Source organism: Methylobacterium sp. CM6246 (assembly GCF_054818005.1).
Window position 1 is genome coordinate 1,733,775 of sequence record NZ_JBTXKY010000001.1, and the last position, 25,121, is coordinate 1,758,895.

General features: G+C 70.5%; 19 protein-coding genes. 8 read left to right on the forward strand and 11 right to left on the reverse strand.

The features are described from left to right. The first annotated feature begins 165 nt into the window (after window positions 1-165). The 3 genes from ACYQPG_RS08620 (at window position 166) to tcuC (ending at window position 4,745) form a co-directional block, all read left to right on the forward strand. Entirely contained in the window at window positions 166-1,770 is a 1,605-nt protein-coding gene (locus ACYQPG_RS08620) for a porin (RefSeq protein WP_419829190.1), read from the forward strand. A gap of 272 nt (window positions 1,771-2,042) precedes the next feature. Further along, the gene (locus ACYQPG_RS08625) at window positions 2,043-3,413 is read left to right on the forward strand and encodes a 2-hydroxycarboxylate transporter family protein (RefSeq protein WP_147854424.1); all 1,371 of its coding nucleotides are present in this window, start codon (window positions 2,043-2,045) and stop codon (window positions 3,411-3,413) included. 24 nt (window positions 3,414-3,437) lie between these two features. Further along, window positions 3,438-4,745: an MFS transporter gene (tcuC, locus tag ACYQPG_RS08630; protein WP_419829191.1), complete on the forward strand. Its 1,308-nt coding sequence runs from the start codon at window positions 3,438-3,440 to the stop codon at window positions 4,743-4,745. A 114-nt stretch (window positions 4,746-4,859) separates the two neighbouring features. On the opposite strand, the gene ACYQPG_RS08635 is transcribed toward tcuC, so the two are convergent. Next, window positions 4,860-5,513, reverse strand: coding sequence for a GntR family transcriptional regulator (locus tag ACYQPG_RS08635; protein ID WP_147910101.1), 654 nt, complete (start codon window positions 5,511-5,513; stop codon window positions 4,860-4,862). Between the two features lie 118 nt (window positions 5,514-5,631). On the opposite strand from ACYQPG_RS08635, the gene tcuA reads away from it, so the two are divergent. The 3 genes from tcuA (at window position 5,632) to ACYQPG_RS08650 (ending at window position 11,244) form a co-directional block, all read left to right on the forward strand. Then, window positions 5,632-7,128: an FAD-dependent tricarballylate dehydrogenase TcuA gene (tcuA, locus tag ACYQPG_RS08640; protein WP_419829192.1), complete on the forward strand. Its 1,497-nt coding sequence runs from the start codon at window positions 5,632-5,634 to the stop codon at window positions 7,126-7,128. Between the two features lie 262 nt (window positions 7,129-7,390). Beyond that, entirely contained in the window at window positions 7,391-10,651 is a 3,261-nt protein-coding gene (gene addB / locus ACYQPG_RS08645) for a double-strand break repair protein AddB (RefSeq protein WP_419829193.1), read from the forward strand. A 29-nt stretch (window positions 10,652-10,680) separates the two neighbouring features. Further along, complete coding sequence (locus ACYQPG_RS08650) at window positions 10,681-11,244, forward strand: bleomycin resistance protein (RefSeq protein WP_461230740.1); 564 nt, start codon at window positions 10,681-10,683, stop codon at window positions 11,242-11,244. 234 nt (window positions 11,245-11,478) lie between these two features. Here the strand turns inward: ACYQPG_RS08650 and ACYQPG_RS08655 are convergent, their stop codons facing one another. From ACYQPG_RS08655 to ACYQPG_RS08670, 4 genes are all read right to left on the reverse strand, one after another. Then, window positions 11,479-12,708 (reverse strand): acyl-CoA dehydrogenase, encoded by a 1,230-nt coding sequence (locus ACYQPG_RS08655; RefSeq protein WP_461230741.1) that lies wholly within the window; start codon window positions 12,706-12,708, stop codon window positions 11,479-11,481. 109 nt (window positions 12,709-12,817) lie between these two features. Further along, a complete protein-coding gene (locus ACYQPG_RS08660; RefSeq protein WP_419829194.1) occupies window positions 12,818-13,747 on the reverse strand; it encodes an AEC family transporter in 930 nt (309 codons plus the stop codon). 96 nt (window positions 13,748-13,843) lie between these two features. Beyond that, window positions 13,844-14,335, reverse strand: coding sequence for a hypothetical protein (locus tag ACYQPG_RS08665; RefSeq protein WP_147909708.1), 492 nt, complete (start codon window positions 14,333-14,335; stop codon window positions 13,844-13,846). A gap of 79 nt (window positions 14,336-14,414) precedes the next feature. Next, window positions 14,415-15,617 carry a trans-sulfuration enzyme family protein gene (locus tag ACYQPG_RS08670; protein WP_419829195.1) on the reverse strand — a complete coding sequence of 401 codons (1,203 nt, stop codon included), beginning with the start codon at window positions 15,615-15,617 and terminating at the stop codon, window positions 14,415-14,417. Window positions 15,618-15,754: 137 nt separating this feature from the next. Here ACYQPG_RS08670 and ACYQPG_RS08675 point away from each other — a divergent pair, with 137 nt between their 5' ends. Next, on the forward strand, window positions 15,755-16,273 hold the full coding sequence (locus tag ACYQPG_RS08675; protein ID WP_147909710.1) for a TspO/MBR family protein: 519 nt from the start codon (window positions 15,755-15,757) through the stop codon (window positions 16,271-16,273). A 6-nt stretch (window positions 16,274-16,279) separates the two neighbouring features. Here the strand turns inward: ACYQPG_RS08675 and ACYQPG_RS08680 are convergent, their stop codons facing one another. The 4 genes from ACYQPG_RS08680 to ACYQPG_RS08695 all read right to left on the reverse strand — a co-directional run bounded on the left by ACYQPG_RS08680 (window position 16,280) and on the right by ACYQPG_RS08695 (window position 22,094). After that, on the reverse strand, window positions 16,280-16,813 hold the full coding sequence (locus ACYQPG_RS08680) for a phosphate-starvation-inducible PsiE family protein (protein WP_147938910.1): 534 nt from the start codon (window positions 16,811-16,813) through the stop codon (window positions 16,280-16,282). 119 nt (window positions 16,814-16,932) lie between these two features. Further along, the gene (locus ACYQPG_RS08685) at window positions 16,933-17,490 is read right to left on the reverse strand and encodes a DUF4337 domain-containing protein (protein WP_147909712.1); all 558 of its coding nucleotides are present in this window, start codon (window positions 17,488-17,490) and stop codon (window positions 16,933-16,935) included. A gap of 85 nt (window positions 17,491-17,575) precedes the next feature. Next, window positions 17,576-20,716 (reverse strand): efflux RND transporter permease subunit, encoded by a 3,141-nt coding sequence (locus ACYQPG_RS08690; RefSeq protein ID WP_461230742.1) that lies wholly within the window; start codon window positions 20,714-20,716, stop codon window positions 17,576-17,578. Between the two features lie 10 nt (window positions 20,717-20,726). Further along, window positions 20,727-22,094: an efflux RND transporter periplasmic adaptor subunit gene (locus ACYQPG_RS08695; RefSeq protein WP_461230743.1), complete on the reverse strand. Its 1,368-nt coding sequence runs from the start codon at window positions 22,092-22,094 to the stop codon at window positions 20,727-20,729. A gap of 178 nt (window positions 22,095-22,272) precedes the next feature. Here ACYQPG_RS08695 and ACYQPG_RS08700 point away from each other — a divergent pair, with 178 nt between their 5' ends. Next, entirely contained in the window at window positions 22,273-22,455 is a 183-nt protein-coding gene (locus tag ACYQPG_RS08700; RefSeq protein WP_147909714.1) for a hypothetical protein, read from the forward strand. A gap of 216 nt (window positions 22,456-22,671) precedes the next feature. On the opposite strand, the gene ACYQPG_RS08705 is transcribed toward ACYQPG_RS08700, so the two are convergent. Together ACYQPG_RS08705 and ACYQPG_RS08710 are read right to left on the reverse strand one after the other, a co-directional pair. Beyond that, complete coding sequence (locus ACYQPG_RS08705) at window positions 22,672-23,775, reverse strand: glycosyltransferase (RefSeq protein WP_419829197.1); 1,104 nt, start codon at window positions 23,773-23,775, stop codon at window positions 22,672-22,674. Further along, window positions 23,772-24,866, reverse strand: coding sequence for a glycosyltransferase family 2 protein (locus ACYQPG_RS08710; RefSeq protein WP_419829198.1), 1,095 nt, complete (start codon window positions 24,864-24,866; stop codon window positions 23,772-23,774). The genes ACYQPG_RS08705 and ACYQPG_RS08710 overlap by 4 nt, the downstream gene beginning before the upstream one ends. Window positions 24,867-25,121: the final 255 nt, after the last annotated feature.

A 25,121-nucleotide genomic window follows, 5' to 3' on the forward strand; every position in this document is an offset into this window, starting at 1 on the left:
GGGCATCGACACGCTGTCTTTATTCGCGCGCTGGGCTCGCACGAATCTGTTTGTAAAAGCAATAACGTAATAAAAGCAAAAATAGAAATACGGAATTTCTGACTTATAGTACGGATATGTGATCGTTTAGATCTTTAAAACAAGACCAAACCATTGGGGCTGGCGATGCGGTTATTGACATCTCTTCTGCTGGGATCGCCCTCCGTGTTTGCGCTAGCCGGGGGAGCCGCCGCGGCCGACCGTCCGGTCGGGGCGGCGGCGCCGATTGCGTATGTCCGGGTCTGCTCGGCCTACGGCGCCGGCTTCTTCTACATCCCGGGCACCGACACCTGCCTGCGCATCTCCGGCCGCGCCCGGTTCGAGGGCGGCTACATCACCAGCTATACCCGGCAGGCCGGCTCCAACGGCGGCGATACGTCGGGCTATCGCGGGCTGCTGCGCTTCAACCTCGATGCCCGCACCCAGACCGCCTACGGCACCCTGCGCGCCTTCGTGCGCCTCGAGGCCGGCAGCCGGTCCGGTGCGGCGGGCGTGGGCCGATCCGGCACACAGGAGCGCATCGGCTCGGCCTACGTCGCCACCGGCGTCGATCAGGCCGGGCGCGTCCAGCAGGTCGTGAACGTCGACAAGGCGTTCATCCAGTTCGCCGGCCTCACCGCCGGTCGCGCGTCGTCGTTCTACGACTTCTACGCCCACGATTTCGAGATGTACGGCGCGACGTCCGGCTCCGACAATTCCTCGACCAACCTGCTCGCCTACACGGCCACCTTGAGCAACGGCGTCACGGCGACCCTGTCGGTGGAAGACCCGGTCTTCACCCGCTCTCCGGTCTTCTCACCGACTGCGACCGCGGTCGCCCCCGTCTTCGTCGGCTACACCGGCGGCCGGCCGTCGCGCTACGGCAACGTCGACGCCGTCCAGCGCTCGCGGCTGCCCGATTTCGTCGGCGCCCTGCGGGTCGATCAGGCCTGGGGCTCCGCCCAGATCTCGGCCGCCACGCACGAGATCAACGTCGGCAACCCCAGCACCAACCCGGCCGCGGGAGCGGGCGGCGTTCTCACCGGGATCCGGCATGCCAATTCGGTCCAGGGTTGGGGCGTGCAGGGCGGCGTGAAGATCAACCTGCCGGCGATTGCCCCGGGGGATACCCTCTACCTGCAGGGGGCCTACGCCAACGGCGCACAGAGCTATGCCGGCTATTGTATGGTCGCCGGCTGCTACGCGCAGTCCAACACCGGCTTCGATACGCAGAAGTTCGAGCAGTACTTCGCCGACGCGTCGGTCAACCCGTTCACCGGCCAGCTCCAGACTTCGACCAGCTTCTCGGCGGTGGCGTCGTACCTGCACTACTGGTCGCCGGAATGGCGCTCGGCCCTCTTCGGCTCCTACGGCGAGCAGGATTTCTCGGCCAGTGCCCGCCTGGCCCAGGGCGCCCTGTTCAGCCTGGTGAACCCGAGCGGCAACAGCTTCGGGACCAATGGCGTCGGCGTCCCCGGCACCCGGTTCTACCAGCTGAGCCAAGCCCTTCGGGACACTTACCAGTACGTGGTCGGCGGCAGCCTGATCTGGTCGCCGGTGCTCGATCTCGATATCGGTGTCGAGGCCTTCTACACCCAGATGGGTGTCAGGAACGGCCGCGTGATCGACCTCGACAAGGGCCCGGGTGCCTACGCGAACGTCGCCGCCATCAACGCCGGCACGTTCGTGCCGCGCACCGCGACGCAGGATTCGATGACGCACGTCCGCTTCCGCGTACAGCGCGACTTCTGATCCGATCAGCCGGCGCCGGGCATCCTACCCCGGCGCCGTTCACGATCGTCTGTCCATGCGACGACTGAAGGTGCCCGCTTAATCCCTGTCTCCAATACAGGCAGCGCGCTTTGTCCCGCGGTTCGCGTTGCCGCCCTGTGCGGGCGCTGATACGCCGGATCCGACTTTATCTCCGCCGACCGGGCGGCCCAGGTCGCGACCGTCGGGGCGATCGGGGCCGCACGGCGAAGGCCGGAAGGGCCCGCGCGTGGTCGGAAGTCCGGAGGAAGCCGATGACCAGTAGCGCCTCGACGAGTCCCGTGCCGACGCCGCTCAACGAGCGCCGCGCCGCACGGTTCTGGCCCGAGGGCTGGTGGCGCCTGGTCGACATGAAGATCGGCATCATTCCGCTGCCGCTCTACGTCATCGTGGCGATTCTGCTGGTGGTCCTGGTCCAGGAGGGCGAGGTCAAGCCGGACGGGCCGACCATGATCGCCGTCCTGGTGATGGGCGGCTTCACCTGCGCCGAGATCGGCAAGCGCATCCCCATCCTGCGCAACATCGGCGCGGGCGCGATCTTCGCGACCTTCATCCCGTCGGCGCTCGTCTACTACAAGCTGGTGCCGCCCCAGATGGAGAAGGCGATCTTCGATTTCACGAAGTTCACCAACTTCCTCTACATCTACATCGCCACGATCATCGTCGGCTCGATCCTGGGCATGGATCGCGACGTCCTGATCAAGGGCTTCCTCAAGATCTTCGCACCCCTCGCGGTGGGCTCGGTGGCGGCCGCCATCGTCGGCACCCTGGTCGGCACCGCGCTCGGGCTCGGCCCCTACAAGACCTTCTTCTTCATCGTCGTGCCGATCATGGCCGGCGGCGTCGGCGAGGGCGCGATCCCGCTCTCCATCGGCTACGCGGCGATCCTGGGCCAGCAGCAGGGCGTCGTGTTCGCCCAGGTGCTGCCGCCGGTGATGCTCGGCTCGCTCACCGCGATCATCTTCGCCGGCACCCTCAATTATGTCGGCAAGCGCTATCCCCACCTCACCGGGGAGGGCCGGCTCCAGCCGGGCGCGGAGGGCATGGAATCGAGCGACGCCCAGGCCCGCTCCGAGGCGGCCCGCGGCCAGATCGACGCCGCCACGATCGGCGCGGCCGGGCTCACGGCCATAACCCTCTACCTGCTCGGGGTCGTAGCCCACCACCTCGTCGGCCTGCCGGCGCCGGTGGCAATGCTGTTCCTGGCGGTGTTCGCCAAGCTCGGCAGCGCCGTGTCGCCCCATCTCCAGGCTGGCGGCTTCGTGGTGTACAAGTTCGTGCAGGTCTCGATGACCTACCCGCTGCTCTTCGCCATCGGGGTGGCGCTGACCCCGTGGAACGAGCTGATGGCGGCGTTCACCCTGGTGAACCTGATCACCATCGTGTCGACGGTGTCCACGCTGATGGTCACCGGCTTCTTCGTCGGCCGGGCGCTCGGGATGTACCCGATCGAGACCGCGATCGTGAACGCCTGCCACAGCGGCCAGGGCGGCACCGGCGACGTGGCGATCCTCACGGCGGCCAACCGCATGGCGCTGATGCCGTTCGCCCAGATCGCCACCCGGATCGGCGGCGCCCTGACCGTCACCGGGACGATCATCGCGATGAAATGGATCGGCGCGTGAAACGAGATCGGGGAGCGTTGCGTCATGGCCGGTGATCCGGGCGCCGTCGGGGCGAGCCTGCAATCCAGGATCGGGGCGATCCTCCGCTCGACGAGCGGCAACTTCCTGGAGATGTTCGATTTCTTCCTGTTCGGGTTCTACGCCAGCTCCATCGCGCGGGCGTTCTTCCCCTCGGGCAACGAGACCACCGAGCTGCTCCTGACCTTCGGGACCTTCTGGCTCGGCGCGCTGATGCGGCCCCTCGGGGCGATCGTGCTCGGCGCCTATATCGACCGGATCGGGCGCCGGAAGGGCCTGATCGTCACCCTGGCGATCATGGCAAGCGGCACGGTGCTGATCGCCTTCTGCCCGAGCTACGGCACCATCGGCATCGCCGCGCCCCTGATCGTGCTGGCCGGCCGCCTGCTGCAGGGCTTCTCGGCCGGCGTCGAGATCGGCGGCGTCTCGATCTACCTGTTCGAGATCGCCACGCCCGGGCGGAAGGGCTTCTACACGTCGTTCCAGTCGGCGAGCCAGCAGGTGGCGATCATGTTCGCGGCCGTGATCGGCTACGGGCTGAACGCCTACCTGACCAAGCAGCAGATCGGCGATTTCGGCTGGCGCATCCCGTTCTTCATCGGCTGCCTGATCGTGCCGTTCATCTTCTTCATCCGGCGCTCCCTGCAGGAGACCCAGGAATTCGCCCAGCGGACCCACCATCCGAGCACGCGCGAGATCCTCACCACGGTCGCCGCCAACTGGCGGATCGTGCTGCTCGGCATGATGCTCTCCACCATGACCACGGTGACCTTCTACATGATCACCGTGTACACGCCGACCTTCGGCAAGACCGTCCTCAAGCTCACCGAGACCGACAGCCTCACCGTCACCCTGTGCGTGGCGATCACCAACTTCATCTGGCTGCCGGTGGGCGGCGCGCTGTCGGACGCGATCGGGCGCAAGCCGGTGCTGCTCACCATCTCGGTCCTGTCGCTGCTGACCACCTATCCGGCGCTGCACTGGCTGGTGGCCGATCCGACCTTCGCAAAGATGCTCGGCGTCGAGCTGTGGTTCTCGTTCTTCTTCGGCGTCTACAACGGCGCGATGATCGTCTCGCTGTCCGAGGTCGTGCCGGCGCATGTGCGGGCCAGCGGCTTCTCCCTGGCCTACAGCCTCGCCACGGCCCTGTTCGGCACCGCCACCCCGATGGTCTCGACCTACCTGATCGAGCGGACCGGCGACCGGGCGGCCCCGAGCTACTGGCTGATGGCGGCGGCCGCCTGCGGGATCGTCGCCACGCTCAGCCTGTTCCGGGGCGGCAAGCGGGAAGCCAGGATCCCCGCCCACGCCTGAGGACGAGACGCGCCGCCATCTCCGGAGCGGCGTTTCTGCCGGGTCCCGGATCGCCGTGCGCGGGCGCCCGGGAGAGGGCGGCTCCATCCGAAATGGTGAGGGGCCGGAAGCAGCTCAGGTCGCCTGCCAGATCCGGATCCGCGTCTTGAAGGCGGCGCGGATATGGGCCCGCGCCGCCGCCTCGGCGCCGTCGCCGTCATGGGCGCGGATTGCCGCGACGATCGCGGCGTGCTCGTCGAGCGATTCGAGCGCGCGTTCCGGGGCGGCGAGCGTCGTCGCGCCGGGCAGCAGCACCAGCGACAGGCGCATCGTCTCCAGGGTGTGCTGCAGGAAGCGGTTGCGCGCGGCGGCGTGGATCTGTCGATGGAACAGCCGGTTGGTGCGCGCCAGCGCCGCCCCGTCGCCGGCCAGAGCCCGGTCCCGGGCAATCATCTCTTCCAGAAGCTCGGTCTCGACCGCGCTGGCATGGATCGCGGCGAGCCGGGCCGCGGTTCCCTCCAGCACCTCGCGCATGTCGTAGAGTTCGCTGACCTGCCCGTAATCGAGCTGCGCCACGCTGGCACCGCGGTGCGGCTCGTGGGCGACGAGGCCCTGCGCTTCCAGCCGGCCCAACGCCTCGCGCACCGGCGTGCGGCTGATCGCGAAACGCTCCGCCAGCTCGGCCTCGCGCAGGCGGCTGCCGGGGGCGAGCTCGCCCTCCTCGATCGCCTGCAGCAGCCGCTCGTAGGCGGCGGCACCGTTGGAGCGCTCAGACTCGCTCGCCTTCATGGCCGGGCTCTCCTCGGCCGTGGCCATAGCGCGAAACGATGGCCGCAGGAACGCTTGCTCCGCATTGCATGCAAGCGTATACAATAATGGAAGCGCGGTTCGTATGACGGAGGCGGCGATGCAGGATCGGCAGGCGGGACCCTTTGATATCGTGGTGGTTGGCTCCGGCAACGCCGCCATGAGCGCGGGCCTCGCCGCCCTGGAGCGCGGCGCCTCGGTGCTGATGATCGAGAAGGCGGAGCCGGATCTGGCCGGCGGCAACACCGCCTACACCGCCGGCGCCATGCGGTTCGTCTACCAGGGCAACGACGACCTGATCCCGCTGCTGGCCGACCCGGACGACCAGCGCCTGCCGCGGACCGATTTCGGCGCCTACACGGCGCAGACCTTCGAGACCGACCTCCTCGGCTTCAACGACGGCAGGCCGCTGTCGCGCGAGCAGCGCATCCTGATCGACGAGAGCGGCGCGGCCCTGCGCTGGCTCTCGACGCAAGGCGTGAAGTTCGAGCCGATCTACGCCCGGCAATCCTTCGAGAAGGACGGCCGCTTCGTGTTCTGGGGCGGCCTGACGCTCGCGACCCACGACGAGGGGTTCGGTCTCGCCCGTGCGGAGCTTGAGGCCTTCACGAAGGCCGGCGGCGAGATCCGCTACGGCTGCCCGGCCACCGGGCTGATCGTCGAGGCGGGCCGCGTCGTCGGCGTGGAGACGCCGCAGGGCGCGTTCCGGGCCGGGGCGGTGATCCTGGCCTGCGGCGGCTTCGAATCGAACCCCGCGCTGCGGACCCGGTTCATCGGCGCGGGCTGGGACAAGGCCCGGGTGCGCGGCACGCCGCACAACCGCGGCGACGGGCTGGAGATGGCGCTCGCGCTCGGCGCCAAGCCGCACGGCTTCTACGGCGGCTGCCACGCCACCCCGATGGACCTGCACACGCCCGATTACGGCAACCTCGACCTGCCGCACGGCGAGCGCAAGCACTACCGCAAGATCTGCTACTTCCTGGGCCTCATGCTGAATGCCGCCGGGCAGCGGTTCGTCGACGAGGGCAAGAACTTCCGCAACTACACCTACGCCCAGTTCGGCCGCTCGATCATGGAGCAGCCCGGGCACGTCGCCTGGCAGATCTTCGACGCCAAGGTCGATCACCTGCTCTACAGCGAGTACCGGTTCCACGACGCCCACTTCGTCGAGGCCGACACGCTCGACGGGCTGCTCGACAGGCTCGACGGCATCGACCGCGCGGCGGCCCGGCGCACCATCGCGGATTTCAACGCCGCCGTGGACGATGCCGTGCCGTTCGACCCCACCGTGAAGGACGGCCGCGGCACCAAGGGGCTGCCCCTGCCGAAGTCGAACTGGGCGCAGGCGATCGAGACCGGGCCGTTCAAGGCCTACCCGGTTACGGGCGGCATCACCTTCACGTATGGCGGCGTCGAGGTCGGGGAGGGTGGCGGCGTCCGGCGCGAGGACGGCAGCGAGATCCCCGGTCTCTACGCCTGCGGCGAGATGGTCGGCGGCGTGTTCTTCAACGGCTATCCCGGCGGCTCGGGCCTGACCTCCGGCGTGGTCTTCGGGCGGCGGGCCGGCTACGGCGCCGCGGCGGCCGTGCGGGGTTAGAAGGTATCGTGGTTTCTCGGACCCCTTCTTCAATCGCAGATCCCAAGGTCGCAGAATGAACCACCCTGCCATTCCGGGGCGCCGCAGGCGGCCCCGGGATGACAAGGAGGGTGATGGAACGACCCGGGAATTCTGACGCGTCTGGAAGACATCGTATTTCGGGGTGACTTCGCGCCATCGGCGGGCGGGATACGGGACGGCGCGCGTTCGCCATCGTCGCAAGCACCTGTCCCCATCGAACGCGCGCGCGTAAAAGGCGCTCATGTCAGACAGGCAGGCCGTCTTCACCATCACCCGGGGCGTTCCGTTCCTGCCGGCGCTGGCCGAGGCGCTGCTGTCCGGCCGGCTGGTCGGGCCCGTGGCGGACGATCCGCTGGCGCTCGCATCAGTCACCATCTACCTGCCGACCCGCCGGGCCGCGCGGGCGCTGGGCGCGATCCTGGCCGAGCGGCTCGGCCGGCGGGCCCACGAGCGAGGCGCGCCCGGCTACGCGGCCCTGCTGCCCCGGATGATCCCCCTGGGCGAGGCCGACGAGGCGGAACTCGACCTCGCCTCCGAGCCGCTGCTCGAGGACAACGATCCCCTCAGCACGCCGATGCCGCCGCTGGAGCGTCGGTTGATCCTCGCCCGCCTGGTCCAGGCCTGGGCGAAATCCGTGGACCGGACCCTGCTGCCGCTGGACGCCGAGGTTCCGTTCCTGGTGCCGTCCTCCCCTGCCGACGCGGTCGGGCTCGCCGGCGATCTCGAACGGTTGATGGATGCGCTCACCGTCGAGGGGCTGCCCTGGTCGGAGATCGGCGCCGCCGTGGAGGCCGAGTATTCGCGCTATTTCGGCCTGACGCTGGATTTCGTGAAGATCGCCGCCGAGAACTGGCCGAAGCTCCTGGCCGAGCGCGGCCTGTCCGATCCCGTCGCCCGCGCCCGCGGCCTCGTCCTCGCCGAGGGACAGCGCCTCGCGCGGACCGCGCCGACGGATCCCGTGGTCGTCGCCGGATCGCTGGGCTCCGTGCCCGCCACCGCCCGGCTGATCGCGGCGGTGGCGAAGCTGCCCCGGGGCGCCGTGGTCCTGCCCGGGCTCGATCTCGACCTCGACGCCGCCGGCTGGTCCGGCATCGACACCGGCGAGGGGTTTTCCCGGGTGATCGCCCACGGGCACCCCCAGGCGGTGCTGCACCGGCTGCTCGGGCCGGACAACCTCGCCCTTCCGCGCGCGGACGTCGTCGCGCTGGGAGCTCCGGATCCCGGGCAGGTGGCCCGGGCCGCGCTGCTGTCGCAGGCCCTGCGCCCGGCCGACACCACCGATGCCTGGGCCGACCTCGACCCGGAACAGCGCGACGCGATCGCCGAGGACGGCCTCGCGGGGTTGGCGCTCACGGAGGCCGCCGACGAGCGGGAGGAGGCGCTGGTCGCCGCGCTGGCCCTGCGCGAGACGCTTCAGGTCCCGGGCGCCACCGCGGCCCTGGTCACGCCCGATCGCGGTCTCGCCGGGCGTGTCGCGGTGGAGCTGCTGCGCTGGGGCATCGTCGCCGAGGATTCGGCCGGGCTGGCGCTGGCCGGGAGCCCGGCGGGCCGGCTCGCCCGGTTGACCGCGGAACTGGCCGCCGACCTCGCTCGCAACCAGGCCGACGCGATCCCGGCCCGGCTGATCGCGCTGCTGTCGCACCCGATGGTCCGCCTCGGCCTGCCCCGGTCCGACGTGGTGCGCGGCGCCGCCGCCCTGGAGATCGGGCTGCTGCGCGGTCCCGTCCCGGCCCCGGGTTTTTCCGGGCTGCGGAATGCGCTGGCGGCCGAGCGGGTCGGGCCTCTGGAGCGCCGCCCGAGGGCCAAGCGCCGCCTGAAGGACATCGACTGGGATCTCGCCGCCGACCTGCTCGCCCGGCTGGAGCAGGTCTTCGCCGCGTTCCCCGGTCCGGACGGCGCCGTCGACTGCGATCTCGTCGCCACCGCGGCCCTGCACCGCGCCGCCTGCGACGGGCTGATCGCCGGCCCGGAGGACGGGGCGCAAGAGGCACCGCAAGAGGCACAGCAAGACGCCTCAGGGGACGTCCCGCAAGACGCCTCGAAAGACGCCTCGCGAGATGCCCCTCAGGCTGCGGACGGCTCCCTGTCCTGCCTCGATGCCCTGTTCGACGACCTGGAGATGGCCGAGCCCGGCTTGATGCCGGGGCGGTTCGACGATTACGCGACCTTCTTCACATCGCTCGCCCGGGAGCGCCTGGTCGGCTGCTCGGGCGAGGCGCCGCATCCGCGCCTGCGCATCCTCGGCCTGCTGGAGGCGCGGCTGCTGTCGGTGGACCGGGTGGTGCTCGGCGGGCTCGACGAGGGCGTCTGGCCGGTGCGGACCCTGACCGACGCGTTCCTCAACCGGCCGATGCGCGAGCGGGTCGGTCTCAACCCGCCCGAGCGGCGGATCGGCCAGATGGCGCACGACTTCGTGCAGGCGCTGGGCTGCCGCGACGCGTTGATCACCCGGGCGCTCAAGCGCGAGGGCTCGCCGACCGTGCCGTCGCGCCTGATCCAGCGCCTGCGTGCGCTGGCCGGCGACGCGCGCTGGGAGGCGGTGCTGGAGGCCGGCCGGCGCTTCACCGGCCTCGCGGCCCGCCTCGACGCGGCCCCGCCCGAGAAGCGGCTGAAGCGCCCGGCGCCGAAGCCCGACCCGGCCCTGTTCCCGCGCTCGCTCAGCGTCACCGAGATCGAGACGCTGGTGCGCGACCCCTACAGCATCTTCGCCCGCCACGTGCTGGGGCTCGACCCCCTGGAGCCGCTGGCCGCGGTGCCGAGCGTGGCGACCCGCGGCTCCCTCGTGCACGACATCTTCTCCGAGTTCGCCAGCGCCCATCCACAGGGCCTGCCCGGGCAGCCGGAGGAGCGCCTGCTCGCCATCGCGGCCAACGCGTTCGGCGAGATCGCCGACACCTATCCGGAACTCTACGCCGAGTGGTGGCCGCGCTACGAGCGCATGGCCGCCGCCTACCTCGCCTGGGAGGCGCAGCGCCGGCCGGCCCTGCGCCGCATCCACCCGGAGGTGTCCGGGCGCTGGGTGATCCCCATGGGCCGCGAGAGCTTCACCCTGCGGGCCCGGGCCGACCGGATCGAGCTGCGCCCGGACGGCACCGCCTGCATCGTCGACTACAAGACCGGCACGCCGCCCTCGGCCAAGATGATCTTTACCGGGTTCTCGCCGCAGCTCACCCTGGAGGCGGCGATGCTGATGCACGGCGCCTTCGACGGGGTGCCGCCGGTCAAGGCCACGCCGGACCTGCTCTACGTTCACGCCTCGGGCGGCCGGAAGCCGTTCGTCCCGATTCCTGTGAAGCCGCCCCGCGGCGAGGAGCGCAGCGTCGACGCGATCGTGGCCGAGCACGCCGCCCGCCTGAAGGGCCTGGTCGCCCGGTTCATGACCGGCGAGGCGGCCTACACGGCCCGGCCCTACCCGCAATATGCCAGCCAGTACGGGGCGTACGACCACCTGGCCCGGGTGCTGGAATGGTCGCTGGGTGGGGAGGAGGGCGGGGAGGGCTGACGCGATCCGCGCTTGCTCGACCAGGGGCGGTGCGCGGTAAGGTCGTGCCCGGGCGCGACTGGCGAAGGCTTGGAAGCCGCGTTCCTCGAGACGAGGGCCGGATGGCTGGACCGAAACCCCTGGCGGACCCCGTTGCCAGAGCACGATCATCGGGCTCTGGCGCTGCGCCGCACGGTGGTTTCGCGGCGCTCGTTCCCGAACTGGGGGTGACCGATCTCGAGAGGAGCCTGCACTTCTGGCGTGACTTGCTCGGTTTCGCGATTGCCTACGATCGGCCGGCCGCGCGCTTCGCTTACCTGACGCGAGGTTCGGTGCAGATCATGCTGTATCAGATCAACGGGTCTTGGGAGACGGCGGAACTGGAATACCCGTTCGGCCGGGGCATCAACTTTCAGACCAAGATCGAACCGCTGGATCCGGTTCTGGCGGCGCTCGCGGCGGTAAGCTGGCCGTTGTTCGAGGGGCCGCGCGAGGCTTGGTACCGAGTCGGGGAGGCCGAGCACGGCCAGCGGGAATGTCTCGTGCAGGATCCCGACGGTTACCTCGTCCGCCTCGTCGAGAGCCTGGGAATCCGGGCCGCCGTCGGAGATTGACGGTGGGTCTTGTCGCACCCTCGACAGAGCCTGGCGCAGTCTGGAGGATGCGCCGGGTTCCTCTCCCGCACGGCAGACGGGACCGGCGGCTCGTGCCGGAGACTCAGGCCCGTCCGGATCCGCGAAGGCGTCGGGCGCACGGGGAATCGGAGCGTGATCGAACGTCTCACAGCCCTTCTGAATGAGGCGGCGGGAGATGGGGATGGCCAGAGGGAGGCCATCCTGTCCCAAAAATCAGAAGAACGCCTGCAGTCCCGTCTGGGCGCGGCCCAAAATCAACGCGTGGACGTCGTGAGTGCCCTCGTAGGTGTTCACCGTCTCGAGGTTCTGGGCGTGGCGCATCACGTGGTACTCGCCCATGATGCCGTTGCCGCCGTGCATGTCGCGGGCGGTGCGGGCGATATCGAGGGCCTTGCCGCAATTGTTGCGCTTGATCAGCGAGATCATCTCGGGGGCCATCCGGCCCTCGTCCATCAGCCGCCCGACCCGCAGCGAGGCCTGCAGCCCGAGGGTGATCTCGGTCTGCATGTCGGCGAGCTTCTTCTGGACCAGTTGGGTCTGGGCGAGGGGACGCCCGAACTGCTTGCGCTCCAGGGTGTAGTTGCGCGCCCGGTGCCAGCAATCCTCGGCCGCGCCCATCGCCCCCCAGGAGATGCCGTAGCGCGCCCGGTTGAGGCAGCCGAACGGGCCCTTGAGCCCGGAGACGTTGGGGAGCAGCGCGTCCTCGCCGACCTCGACGCCCTCCATGACGATCTCGCCGGTGGTGGAGGCGCGCAGGGACAGCTTGCCCTTGAGAGTCGGGGCGGAGAGGCCTTTCATGCCCCTCTCGAGGAGGAAGCCGCGGATCGCGCCCTCATGCGCGTCGGACTTCGCCCAGACCACGAACACGTCCGCGAAGGGGGCGTTCGAGATCCACATCTTGGCGCCCGAGATCCGGTAGCCGCCGTCGATCTTCTCCGCCTTGGTCTTCATACCGGCGGGATCGGAGCCGGCATCGGGCTCGGTCAGGCCGAAGCAGCCGATCCATTCGCCCGAGGCGAGCTTGGGCAGGAATTTCTGGCGCTGCGCCTCCGAGCCGTAGGCGTGGATCGGGTACATCACCAGCGAGGATTGCACGCTCATCATCGAACGGTAGCCGGAATCCACCGCCTCGACCGCCCGCGCCACCAGCCCGTAGGCGACGTAGGAGGCGCCGGCGCAGCCGTATTCCTCCGGGAGCGTCACGCCGAGCAGGCCGAGTTCGCCCATCTTCCGGAACAGCCCGGGATCGGTCTTCTCCTCGGCGTAGGCCTCGACGATGCTGGGCAGGAGCTGCTCCTGCGCGAAGCTCTGAGCCACGTCGCGGATCGCCCGCTCGTCCTCGGTGAGCTGGTCGTCCAGCAGGAACGGGTCCTCCCAGACGAAGCGGGACGAGGCCGGGGCCGACGGTGAGGCGCTGCCCGGGGGGCGCATCGGAGCGTTCATGTGAATTCCTCGCCTACAGGGTGTGGCGGGCTTCGGCCCCGCGCTTGGCGTCAACCTAGACCCAGACGGCCTGCCGTCCAACGCACCCGGTGACGCTGGGCTCCGAGCGTCACGCCCTGCCGAGCAGCATCAGCCACAGGAGCGTCGTCAGCGGCGCCATCAGGGTCGAGACCAGCACGGAGGCCGCGACCATCCCGGTCTCGGTCCGGTAGCGGGCGGCCAGCAGGTAGGCGTTGATCCCCACCGGCATGGCGGCGAACAGGGTGGCGACGCCCGCGTAAGCCGTCGGCATCTTGAAGACGTGGAAGGCGAGCACCCACACGGCCAGCGGGTGCAGCAGGTTCTTCAGGCACGCGATCACCAGCGCACCCTTGAGGTCGAACAGCACCCGGTAGCGCTTGAGCCCCGCGCCGAGCGCCACCAGCGCGCAGGTCGAGGCGGTGCCCGCGAAGGCGTCGATCAGGGCCTTGGGGATCCCGGCCGGGGTGATTCCGAGGCCCTTCATGGCCATGCCCACGAGGAGCGCCACGAAGATCGGGTTCTTGAGCAGGACCAAGCCCAGGCCGCGGATCCGCGCCAGGACCGGCAGGCCGGAATCGGACTCGATCAGGAAGGTGGCGCAGCCCATCATCAGCGGCAGGTGGACGGCGAGCAGCATGAACAGCGGGAAGGCGCCGTCCTCGCCGTAGGCCTGGAGGATCATCGGCACGCCGACGAACACGGTGTTCGACTGGCTGGCCGCGAAGCCGTGCAGGATCGCGCCGCGCCTTTCGATCCCGGCGCGCCGCCGGGCGATCAGCGTGCCGACGAACCAGGACACGCCCGCCCCGCCGAAATAGGCGGCCCAGTAGGTCCAGGCGATCTCGCCGGTCATCCCCGGCCGGGTCAGCGTGGCGATGATCAGGGCCGGCACCGCCACCGCGAACACGTATTCCGACAGGCCGTCGCTCACCTTGTCGGAGAGCAGGCCTGTCAGCGCCGCGCCCCAGCCGATCAGGACGATCCCGAAGATCGGGGCGATGATGGCGAGGGCGTTCACGGATCGGGTCGGGGCTGCGCGCGGGGGGAGCTCGCGCATAGCATGACGAGGCTGGCTTTTGTGCCCCCGGGTGCGCGCCGGGGGCGTGTATAGGGCCTACTTGTTCTCCAGGACCTCGATCGGGTTGGTGCGCTGGCTGGCGGGCGGCTCCTTGGTCAGCTTGGCCCCGCCCTCCCGCTGCCCCTTGACGTCCCTGGGCGCGCCGGGGCCGCCGGTGGCCGTGCCGCCCTGGCCGGACTGGGTCGGAACCGAGCCGGAGGCCAGCTCCAGGCAGGTCACCATCTCGACGTAGGACGGGTAGCCCCCGGCCTTGAACTGGTTCTCGCACTGGCGCTTGGCGGCAGGGCTGTAGCTTCCCCAGTGATCCTGGGCCTGGCGCTTGGCCTCCCGCTCGGACCGGAGGCAGCCATCGTAGTTGGCCTGGTCGCTGATCGAGGTGTTAGCGACCTGCGCCGACTTGCAGGTCGATTCCACGTCGAGATTCGGCACCGTGTCGGCCCGGGCGGATCCGGATGCGAGGGACAGGGCGAGGAGCGCGAGCGCTCCGGGGATGCAGGCGCGGGATTTGGCGGTCCGGGGGGGCATCATGGACGTGAGACTCGCGGTCGAGAGCAGTATGCGGCGGCACAACGCGCAGGACCGGCCTTCGGCACCACGCACCCGCCGATCAATCGCCGTGCGCGCCGCGCAGGGCCTGGTCGAGGTCGCCGAACAGGTCCTGCGTATCCTCGATCCCGGTAGACAGGCGCAGGAGGTCCGGCGGGCAGGGGCTCCCAGGTCCCTCCACCGAGGCGCGGTGCTCGATCAGGCTCTCGACGCCGCCGAGCGAGGTCGCGCGCTTCCACAGCCGCACCCGTGCCGCGGTCGCGATCGCGCCGGCCTCGCCGCCCGCCACCCGGATCGACAGCATGAAGCCGAAGCCGTCCTGCATCTGCCGGCGCGCCACCGCGTGCCCGGGATCGTCGGGCAGGCCCGGATACAGGGCGTGGCTCACATGCGGATGCAGGCGCAGGCGCTCGGCGAGCCGCAGGGCGCCGGCCGATTGCGCCGCGGCCCGGAGGTGCAGGGTCCGGAGCGAGCGCATCAGCAGGTAGGCCTCGAAGGGCCCGAGGATCCCGCCGCTGCCGGCGCGGATGCCCCGGATCCGCTCCCAGAACGCGTCCGCCTGCGCGCCGGCGAGCACGCCCGCCACCACGTCGGAATGCCCGTTCAGGATCTTGGTGCCGGAATGCATCACGATGTCGGCGCCCAGGTCGAGCGGGCGGGTGTGGACCGGCGAGGCGGCGGTGGAATCGACCGCGAGCCGCGCTCGGGCGGCGTGGGCGATCTCGGCGGCGGCCGCGATGTCGGTCACCGTCCAGAGCGGGTTGCCGGGGGTCTCGATCCAGACGAGCTTGGTCCGGCCGGGCTCGATCGCGGCGCGCAGGGCCTCCAGGTCGTCGGTGTCTACGAAGGTCAGGGTCAGGCCGCGGCGGGGCGCCTCCTCGCGCAGCCAGCGCTTGAGCGCCCAGTACATGACGGTGCCGGCGACGACGTGATCCCCTGGTTCCAGAGCGCCGAACACGGCGGTCGCCGCCGCCATGCCGGAGCCGAACAGCAGGGCGCCGGCCCGCGCATTCTCCAGCATCGCCAGGACGGCCTCGGCCTCGCGCACGGTGGCGTTGTCGGGCCGGGCGTAGCAGTAGCCCGAGCTGTAGCCGTTGTCGGGATCGCGGATGAACGTGGTGGAGAGGTGCAGCGGCATCACCACCGCGCGGGTCTCGGGCTCGATCCGGCCCATGGCCTGCGCGGCGAGGCTGCGGCGGGAGAAGCCCGCCGGCGTGCCGGTGCCGGTATCCGTATCCCCTTGCGGCGCGTTAGGCTCTGACATCTGGTGATTCCGGCGGATGGAACCGGGCGCGTGCCACGGCGCATGCGTCCCTGCAACCTGTGCAATCTGGATTATGCCGCATCCCGGGAGCCGGCAGGCGCGTGGCGGGATGCGGCTTCCACGGAGAACGAACGACGATGCGGGCCGCGACACAAGTTCCCGAGGCTTCGGCCCTGCCGCGCTGGCTGCGGCTGGCCGCCGCGATCGTGCCGGTGGTGATCACCGCCGCGATCGGCTCGGTGGCGACCCAGGCGGAGATCCCGGGCTGGTACGCGAGCCTGAACAAGCCGTCCTTCAACCCGCCGAACTGGCTTTTCCCCGTGGCCTGGACGGTGCTCTACACGATGATCGCCGTCTCGCTGTGGCGGCTGCTCGGCGCGATGCCCCGCACCGGGCCGAGCCGCGAGGGTTGGTGGCTCGCGCTTGCCGCCTTCCTGGTCCAACTCGTGCTGAACGCCGCCTGGACACCGGTGTTCTTCACCGCCCACGCGATCGGCTCGGGGCTGATCGTGGTGGCGATGCTGCTGGTGATGGTGCTGTGGACGATCCGGCTGACCTGGCGGTTCGACCGGGCGGCAGCCTGGCTGCTCGTGCCCTACGCCGCCTGGGTCGCCTTCGCGACGCTGCTCAACGCCGCGATCCTGCGGTTGAATTGACGGGGCTCAAGCCCCGGCATGCTCCTCCGATTCCTCCCCCGCCGGCCTGCCGTCGTCGCGGGCGCGGTGGAGCATGAAGATCGCCAGCACCATCGTGAGGATCAGCCCGGCCAGCACGCCGAGCTCGATCATCGAGGCGTTGAACAGTGCCTGCTTCTCCGGGGACCAGTCCTTGGCGTGCGTGATCTCCGAGGATTGCAGGGTGATCACCAGCACCCGTCGGATCGAGGCGATCAGGCCGACGATCAGGAACGGCTCGCAGGTCAGCTTGCCGGATCGCATGGAGACCCGCACGGTGTGCAGGATCTCGATCAGCATCAGCAGGAACAGCAGCCGGTCGATGACTTCCAGGATCTGCGTGGCGCCCCCGAGGGAGCGCAGCGCCTCCCAGGTCAACCCGGTGGCCTCGATCAGCGCGACCAGGGCGGTGACCGCCAGGAGCAGGCCGAGCGCCGCGTAAATCGCGTGCTCGGTGTGGAGGAAGATCCCGCTGGCGATCCGCGTCAGGCGCCCTTGCTGTTCGTCGTCCCTGTCGGCCATTGCGCAACGTCCCCCCGGTGAAACCGTGACGGCTGTCGCGGCCCTGGGGCCGCGCGCACGTCGTTCACCGAGTCAGAGCATCAATCCGCGAGCCGGTCACCCCCGTCCGGGACGGTGCTTTAGTGGAAGAACGGCAGCGCGTGCGGCGCCAGGTAGCCGAAGCCGAGCAGCGCCGCCCCGGCCAGTCCCAGAAAACCACCCGCGAAGACCAGGATGGCGATGCCGGTGATCACCTCGGCCGAGGCGAGCACGATGCCGATCTGGAAGGCCGCGGAGGCCAGTTCATAATGGTGGTAGCGCAGCAGCGACAGGTCGCGCCGCTCTTCTGAGGCGCGGGCCTTCGCGGTCAGCTCCTTGCGGCCCTCGCCGGTGGCGGGCTCCGATTCCCAGCGCGCCAGGGTCTTGGCCCATTCGGCGCGCTTGGCCGCGATGGCGTCCTGGTTCGGGCCGGGCGGCACCAGCGCGATCGCCTCGTCGGCGGTCTTCAGCACCGTTGAGCGGATCGTGCGCGCCTGGAAGTAGGCCCATTGGTTGGCCGCCTCGACATTCGAGCCGATCGAATCCGTCTGCGCCGCCTTGCCCAGGGTCTCGCTGAAGGCGAGGAACAAAGCCAGGATCGAGATCAGCAGCGCAACGCGCTTGTTCGAACCCTCGATCGACCCGTGACCACCCGACATCGCTTCCCGTTTCCCCGTTGATTCATCGGGCGCGACTCACACCCATCCGGGCCCCGCGCGCAATGCCGCGGCGCCCGCCCGCTGCCTATTCGGCCGCGATCCGCGGCGGCAGAGCCCGGCCGTCATTGGCCGGATGCCGCGCCTCGTTGTAGCCCGGCTCGTCCTGCGGGTCGTCCCGCTCGCCTACGAAGCGGCCGAACAGCCGCCCGAGCAGGCGCGAGAGGTCGTCCATCAGCACGAAGATCGCCGGCACGAACACCAGCGACAGCACGGTCGAGACGATCAGGCCGCCGATCACCGCCACCGCCATCGGGGCGCGGAACTCGCCGCCGATGCCGAACGCCATCGCGGAGGGCACCATGCCGGCGGCCATCGCGATGGTGGTCATCACGATCGGCCGGGCGCGCTTGCGGCCGGCATCGACGATCGCGGTGGTGCGGTCGACCCCGGCATGGATCTGCTCGACCGCGAAATCGACCAGCATGATCGCGTTCTTGGTCACCACGCCCATGAGCATCAGGATGCCGATCACCACCGGCATCGAGATCGGCATGTGGCAGATCAACAGCGCCAGGATGGCGCCGCCGATGGAGAGCGGCAGCGAGAACAGGATGGTGAGCGGCTGCAGGAAATTGCCGAACAGCAGGATCAGCACGCCGAACACCATCATAAGGCCGGCGCCCATGGCCAGCGCGAAGCCCTCGAACACCTCGCCCATCACCTCGGCGTCGCCGGTCTGGCTGATCGTGACCCCGGGCGGCAGGTTCTTGGCGGTGGGCAGGTTCATCACCTGCTTGATCAGCTCGGCCAGCGCGTCGGTACCCTGCATGTCGCCCTCGATGGCCACGCGCACGGAGCGGTCGTAGCGGTCGATCCCGGTGGGGCCCTGGCCGAGGCTGATATCGGCCACCGTCGCCAGCGGGACGGCGGCGCCGCCCTTCACCGGAACCTTCAGGGTCTCGAGCTCGGACAGCCGGCCGCGCAGGCTCTCCGGCAGCTGCACCCGGATCGGCACCTGCCTGTCGGTGGCGTTGAACTTGGCGAGGTTCATGCCGATGTCGCCGATCGTCCCGACCCGGACGGTCTCCGCGATGGTGTCGGTGGAGACGCCGAGATCGGCCGCGACGCCGGCCTTCGGGCGGATGCGGATCTCGGTCCGGTCCAGCGGGGCCGTCGACATCACGTTGACGAGGTGCGGGATCTGGGCCGCCTCGCGCTGGAGCTTGGCCGCGACATCGGCCACCACGGCCTTGTCGGGCCCGGCGATGATCAGCGCCATGTCGCGCTGGCCGCTCTCGCGCAGGGCCCAGAACCGGATGTCGGGCTCCTCGCGCAGGATCGCGGCGATCTCCGCGTCGACCTGCTTCTGCGTGCGGTGACGGGTGTTCTTCGGCGTGAGGTTGATGGTCAGCGTCGCGAGCCGGACCTCCTTCTTGCCGGGCAATTGCCGGCCGCCGTCCACGAACACGCTCTTGACCTCGGGCAGCGCCCGGATCTTCTGCTCGATCGCGTCGCTGAGCTTCACCGTGTCGGGCAGCCGGGCGCCCGGGGGCAGTTCCAGCACGAACAGCGTGCGCGCCTGGTCCTCCGCGGGCAGGAAGCCCGCCGGCAGCAGGCCCGTGGAGGCGATCGAGCCGGCAAAGCACGCGATGCCGAGGATCAGCGTGATGAACTTGTGCCGCACCGACCAGGCCACCAGCCGGGTGTAGCCGCGCATCACGATCCCGTCCGTCGTGTGGTCGGGGCCGTGGTCGCGCAGGAAGTAGGCGGCGAGCAGCGGCGTGATCAGCCGCGCCACCAGCAGCGACATGAACACGGCGGCCGCGATGGTCAGGCCGAACTGCTTGAAATACTGGCCCGCGATGCCGCCCATGAACGAGACCGGCGAGAAGATCGCGATGATCGTCGCCGTGATCGCGATGACCGCCAGCCCGATCTCGTCGGCGGCCTCGAGCGAGGCGCGGTAGGGCGATTTCCCCATCCGCATGTGCCGGACGATGTTCTCGATCTCCACGATCGCGTCGTCAACCAGGATGCCGGTGACCAGCGTGATCGCCAGCAGGCTCACGGCGTTGAGCGAGAAGCCGAGCGTGCTCATCACCCAGAAGGTCGGCAGCACCGAGAGCGGCAGCGCCACCGCGGCGATCAGCGTGGCGCGCCAGTCGCGCAGGAACAGCAGCACCACGATGACCGCGAGCGCTGCACCCTCGATCAGGCCCATCATGGCCGAGTGGTAGTTGCCGATGGTGTTGACGACGCTGGTGTCGATCAGGTCGAACCGCACGTCCGGGTTGGCCGCGTGGAGCGCCGCGATCTTCTTGGCGACCCCGACCGAGACGTCGGCGTCGCTGGCGCCGCTGGCCCGGGAGACCGCGAAGGCCACCACCGGCTCGCCGTTGAAGCGCGCGAAGGTGCGCGGCTCCTCGGCGGTGTCCGACAGGGTCGCCAGCTCGTCGAGCCGGACCTTGCGGTTGCCCGGCACCACGATCGAGGTCTTGGCCAGGGTGTCGAGGCTCGCCGAGGCCGCGAGCGCGCGGATCGACTGCTCCTGCCCGCCGACCTCGCCGCGCCCGCCCGCCATGTCGGCGGAGGTCAGGCGCAGCTGCCGGTTCACGTCCGCCGCGGTGATGCCGAGCGCCAGCAGCCGGTCGGGCTTCAGGGTGACGCGGATCTCCCGGGCGACGCCGCCCAGGCGCTCGACCCCGCCGACGCCCTTCACGCTCTGCAGGCCCCGGGCGACCACGTCGTCCACGAACCACGACAGGTCCTCGGGCGTCATCGCGGGCGCGGAGGCGCCGTAGATCATGATCGGAAGGCCGGCGATCTCGACCCGGGAGACGATCGGCTCGTCGATGGTCCGCGGCAGGTTCTGGCGGATCTTGCTGAGCGCGTCCTTGACGTCGTTGGTCGCGCGATCCTGGTTCACCTCCAGGCGGAACTCGATCGTCGTGGTCGAGATGCCCTCGGTGATGGTCGACAGGATGTGCTTGACGCCTTTCACCCCGGCGACGGAATCCTCGACCCACTTGGTGACCTGGGTCTGAAGCTCGGCCGGCGCCGCGCCGGACTGGGTGATCGTCACCGAGACGATCGGGATGTCGATGTTCGGGAACCGGGTGATCGGCAGGGCGCGGAAGCTGACCAGCCCTAAGATCATCAGGACCAGGAACAGCACCACCGAGGGCAGCGGCTTCCGGATCGCCCAGGCGGAGACGTTGAGGCGCATGTCTCTGGTCCTACCGCGGGGCCGCGTCGGCCATCGGGGCGCTCATGGGTGTGTTCGCGGGCGCGCTCATGGGTGTGCTCCCTGACGTGCTCCCTGACGTGCTCCCTGACGTGCTCCCTGACGTGTTCTTGGACGCGGAGACCGCTCGCACCCGGTCGCCGTCGCGCAGGAAGCTGCCGGCCCGAGCCACGACGCTCTCGCCGGCCGCGACGCCCGACCGGATCTCGGTGAAGCCCTCGGACGTCAGGCCGGAGGTGACGGCGCGCGCCTCGACCCGCCCGTCCTTGGCGACCAGCACGCTGGCGCTGCCGTCCGCCGCGTAGAGCAGGCTGGAGACCGGGACCGCGAGACCCTCCCGGCGCGCCACCTCCACGTTGCCGCGGGCGAAGGCGCCGATGCGCAGGGCCGGATCGTCGGAGAGGCGGATGCGGACCTTGCCGAGCCGCGTCGCCCGGTCGACCTCCGGGTAGACCCGGCGGACCTTGCCGCGCAGCTGGCGGCCGTCGTCGAGATCGAGGCTCGCCGGATCGCCGACCTTGATGCGGGCGAGCGAGGTCTCGGGCACCTCGCCCTCCAGCTCGATCTCGCCGCGGGCGATGAGGCGGAACAGCGGCTCCCCGGCCGCCGTGACCGAAGCGCCGACCCGGGCGGTGCGGCGGTTGACGATGCCGGCCTCGGGGGCGCGGATGTCGGTGCGGGCGCGGCGCAGGGCGATTTCAGATCCGGCCGCCCGCGCGGTGGCGAGGTCGGCCTGGGCCGATTGCAGGCCACCCTTGGCGGCGGCCAGGCGGCCCACGGCCCCCTGCGCGGCCGAGACGCGCTGCTCCAGCACGGCCGCGGTGGCATTGCCGGTCTTGGCCAGCGACTGGGCGCGCTCCAGCGCCTGCTTGGCCTCGACGTTGGCGGCCTCGGCCTGGACGATCTGGCTCTGGGCCTGGACGATGGCCGCCTCGGCCCGGGCGACTGCGGCGACGTTCGAAGCCTCCTGGGTGACGATCATCTCCTGGGACAGCCGCGCGAGCACCTGGCCCTTGGTGACGCGATCCCCTTCCTCGACCAGCAATTCGGTGATGCGCAGTCCCTCGACCTCCGGGGCGACCAGGATCTCGTCCCGGGGGACCAGCGTTCCGGTGACGACGGCGCGCTCCACGATCTCGCGGCGCTGGGCCGGGACGACCGTGACCGCGGGGGCGATGGCGGAGGCGTCGGGGACCGCGGCCGTCTCGACCGCGCGGGCCGGCAATGCTGCCAGGATCAGGAGCCCGCACAGGACGCTGAGGCGGTACGTGCGCCCGGACATGATCGGCAAAACGGAAGCCTCGCTGGCGGGGTTGTACGGGTGTTGCCCCTCCGTCGCTGCGCAGATCGGCGTTTTCATGGCGCGGGCACTCTCTATCGAGCCAGCATAGCGGCTTCGTACAAGTCCGTCCCCGGAGCCCGGAGCCGCAGGTGGGGTGCAGATGAAAACAGCGGTGTTTGACCGCCTCCGACCTGCAACCGTCGCCGGACTGGGCCGTTATTCGTGAAATGGTCTTGGTGAGACCGGGGAGGATTCGATGAGCATCTTTCAGATCAAGCAGACGAAGAGCGGCGCCGTCGTCTGGACCGGTGCGGCCGATGACGCGCAGACGGCACTCGACGCCATGGCCCGCGAGGCCGGATACCGCGACTTCTCGGCCCTCCCGGAGACGATCCGCGACACCGGACTCGAGGCCGCGAAGCTGGACCTGATTTCTTAAGACAGTCTTCACCAGCGTGAAGCGAGCAACCGGCGCGCGTCCTCAGTGACGGGCGCCTTTTTTTATGTCTGCTCGGCGAGCATCCTTCCCGGTTGTGACAAGCGCTGGCCCCGCGCCCTCCGATCACCCCGTCATTCGGAAGGCGCGGAGCGGAGCCCGGCATTCAGAACCGCAGGTCGCCCAGGCTCTCGCGCCGTCGGCCGCTCTGGTTTCCGGTCAGGCGCGCCCGGTCTGCCGGATCAGCGCCTCGATCGTGGCCGCGCAATCCTGGATCGCGCTCGGCCGGTACAGGCCGCCGATGATCGATGGGTCGAGGGCGAGGCCGGCGCGGATGAGGCCGGGCCACGCCTCGGAGGACGGCCAGCCACGGTGGACGATGGCGGCGCCGAGCATCTGCAGCGCCTCGGCCTTCTCGGTCTGCTCGCCGTAGGCGCGCTCCTCCGGCAGGCAGAGGAAGCGCTTGGCCTGTCCGGCGGCCAGCGCCACCAGCCCGTCGCCGCCGCCCCCGACCAGCAGGGCCGCCTGGGCGACCCGGGCCTCGACGTCGCCGACCCAGCCGTGCAGGTGCAGGTTGCTCGGGAGGTCGCCGGATCCTGTGACGGGGCCGAGAACGTGCCAGGGCCGGTCGGGGACGGCACGGGCCGCCGCGGCGAGGTCCGCCAGGTCGCCCCCCGCGCCGCCGCGGCCAAACACCACCAAGATGTCGTCGCCCGTCTCCGCGGCCGCCTGTGCGGGCGCTGCCAGGAACCCGGCATAGTGCGTCTTGGCGCGGACCCAGTCCGGCACGCCGGCCCCGTCCAGGGCCTCGGGGAAGGGGGCGAGCAGGCGCGTGGCGCTGCGGAAGGCTTCCAGGTGCGGCCGGTCGGTTCGGGTGCCGGCGAGGCGCACCACCAGGGTCGGCACCGACAGAAGGCGCGCCAGCAGGGCGACCTCGACCGAGACGTCGACCACGATCAGGGCCGGGTCGGTCCTGGCGGCCCAGTCTGCGATGCGGGCCATCCGGGTCCGCACGCCGGGATGGTTCAGGGGTGCGTAGTGGAACGCCTCCGGCCGCCCGGCCTCGCCGTCCCGCCCGTCGAAGTCCGAGCCACTCAAATCCGAGTCGCCCAATTCCGAGCCGCCGATATCCGGGCGGCCAAGCGGGCGGTCGTCGGGCAGGTCGAGCACGTCGAGGCCCGGTCTCGCGATCGCGCCCGCGTCGAACGCGGCGAGGGTACCGATCAGCGTGCAGGGCCGCGGCAGGGCGGCCGCGACCGCGCGGGCGCGCTGGAGATGCCCGGCCCCCTGATGATGGACATACCAGCCGATCCCGCTCGTCACGCGGCGTCCCGCAGCGACAGGGCGAGGGCGTCGAGGTCGGCGAGGGCCCGGTCGAGGGGGCATGTACGGGCCGGTGGCGAACGCGATTCGAGGATGGGGTCGGCCCGCTCGACGAAGGCGATGTCGTTGGGACAATCGCCCAGGGCGGCCAGCTCCGCAGCGCCGAGCCCGAGCCGCGCGCAGGCCTCCGCCCGGGCCGGTCCGGCGAGGTGGAACGCCCGCCGCAGGGCGGCCCGGCGCAGGACCAGGGCCCGCCAATGGGCGGCCTCGGGCAGCAGATACGGCTCTCCGTCGAGGACGCGGGCGCGGCGCGCCATCTCGGTGGCCATGCCGCCCGAGACCCGGCCGGTGTGGCGGGACGAGACCATCACGCGCACGTCCGGGCAGTGGCGCAGCCGGGCGCCGCGCGCCCGCAGCAGCCCGACGAGGGCGTTATCCTCCCCGCAGGGCAGGGGCGGCAGGCCGCCGACCGCCCGATACAGCGCCACCGGGACGGCGAGGCTGGCACCGGTATGGTCGCCGTGGCGCGGCGCCGGGTCGTGCGGCGGCGGATCGAGGAGGTCTTCCAGGCGCCGGACGCCCGCCCAGTAGCGCTCGATCCGGGCGTGCAACTCGGCAAGCCGCGGGTCGGCGGCGCCGTCGTCGTCGATCACCAGGCGGCCGCCGACCACGTCCGAGCCGCGCAGGGCCGCCACGTTCGCCGCCACCCAGTCGGCCGGCAGGCGCGCGTCGGCGTCGGTGGTGAGCAGGATCCCGTCCGGGCCGGTCTCGGCGTCGAGCCAGTCGGCCCCGGCATCCAGCGCCATGCGCCGGGCGGTGCCGACATGGGCTTGCGGGCCTTGCAGCGCCACATCGATCACCCGCAGCGTCAGCCCTGCGAGCGCGCCGGATCCGTCCAGCGCCCGGATCGCCGCCACCGTGCCGTCGGTGCAGTTGTTGGCGAGAACTACCACCCGCAGCGGCGCGCGGTCGGAAAAGCCCTCTTGCCGGGCCAGGGAGGCGAGCAGGCGCGGCAGCCGCTCCGCCTCGTTGCGGGCGGGGATGCACACGACGCAGGGCCTGGCGATCGGGGTGGCGGTTGCGCGGGTCATGATAGCTAGTCTTCCCAACCTCATCCGCGCGCTAGACGCAGTGTTTCTGCCGTCCCCGGCACGCGTATGAACGTCACGGGTCTGTGGCGCCGGCCGAGGCGCGGGTCGGCTCTCCCGTCCGGGCTCTGATGCTGACCCATCTGGTCTTGGATCGCCTCCGGCTGGACAGGAGATCCACGCCAGACCTGATCCCCGCCCTTCCTCCCCCCTTTGCGGGGGAGGGTGGCCCCTGCGTCAGCAGGGGTCGGGAGAGGG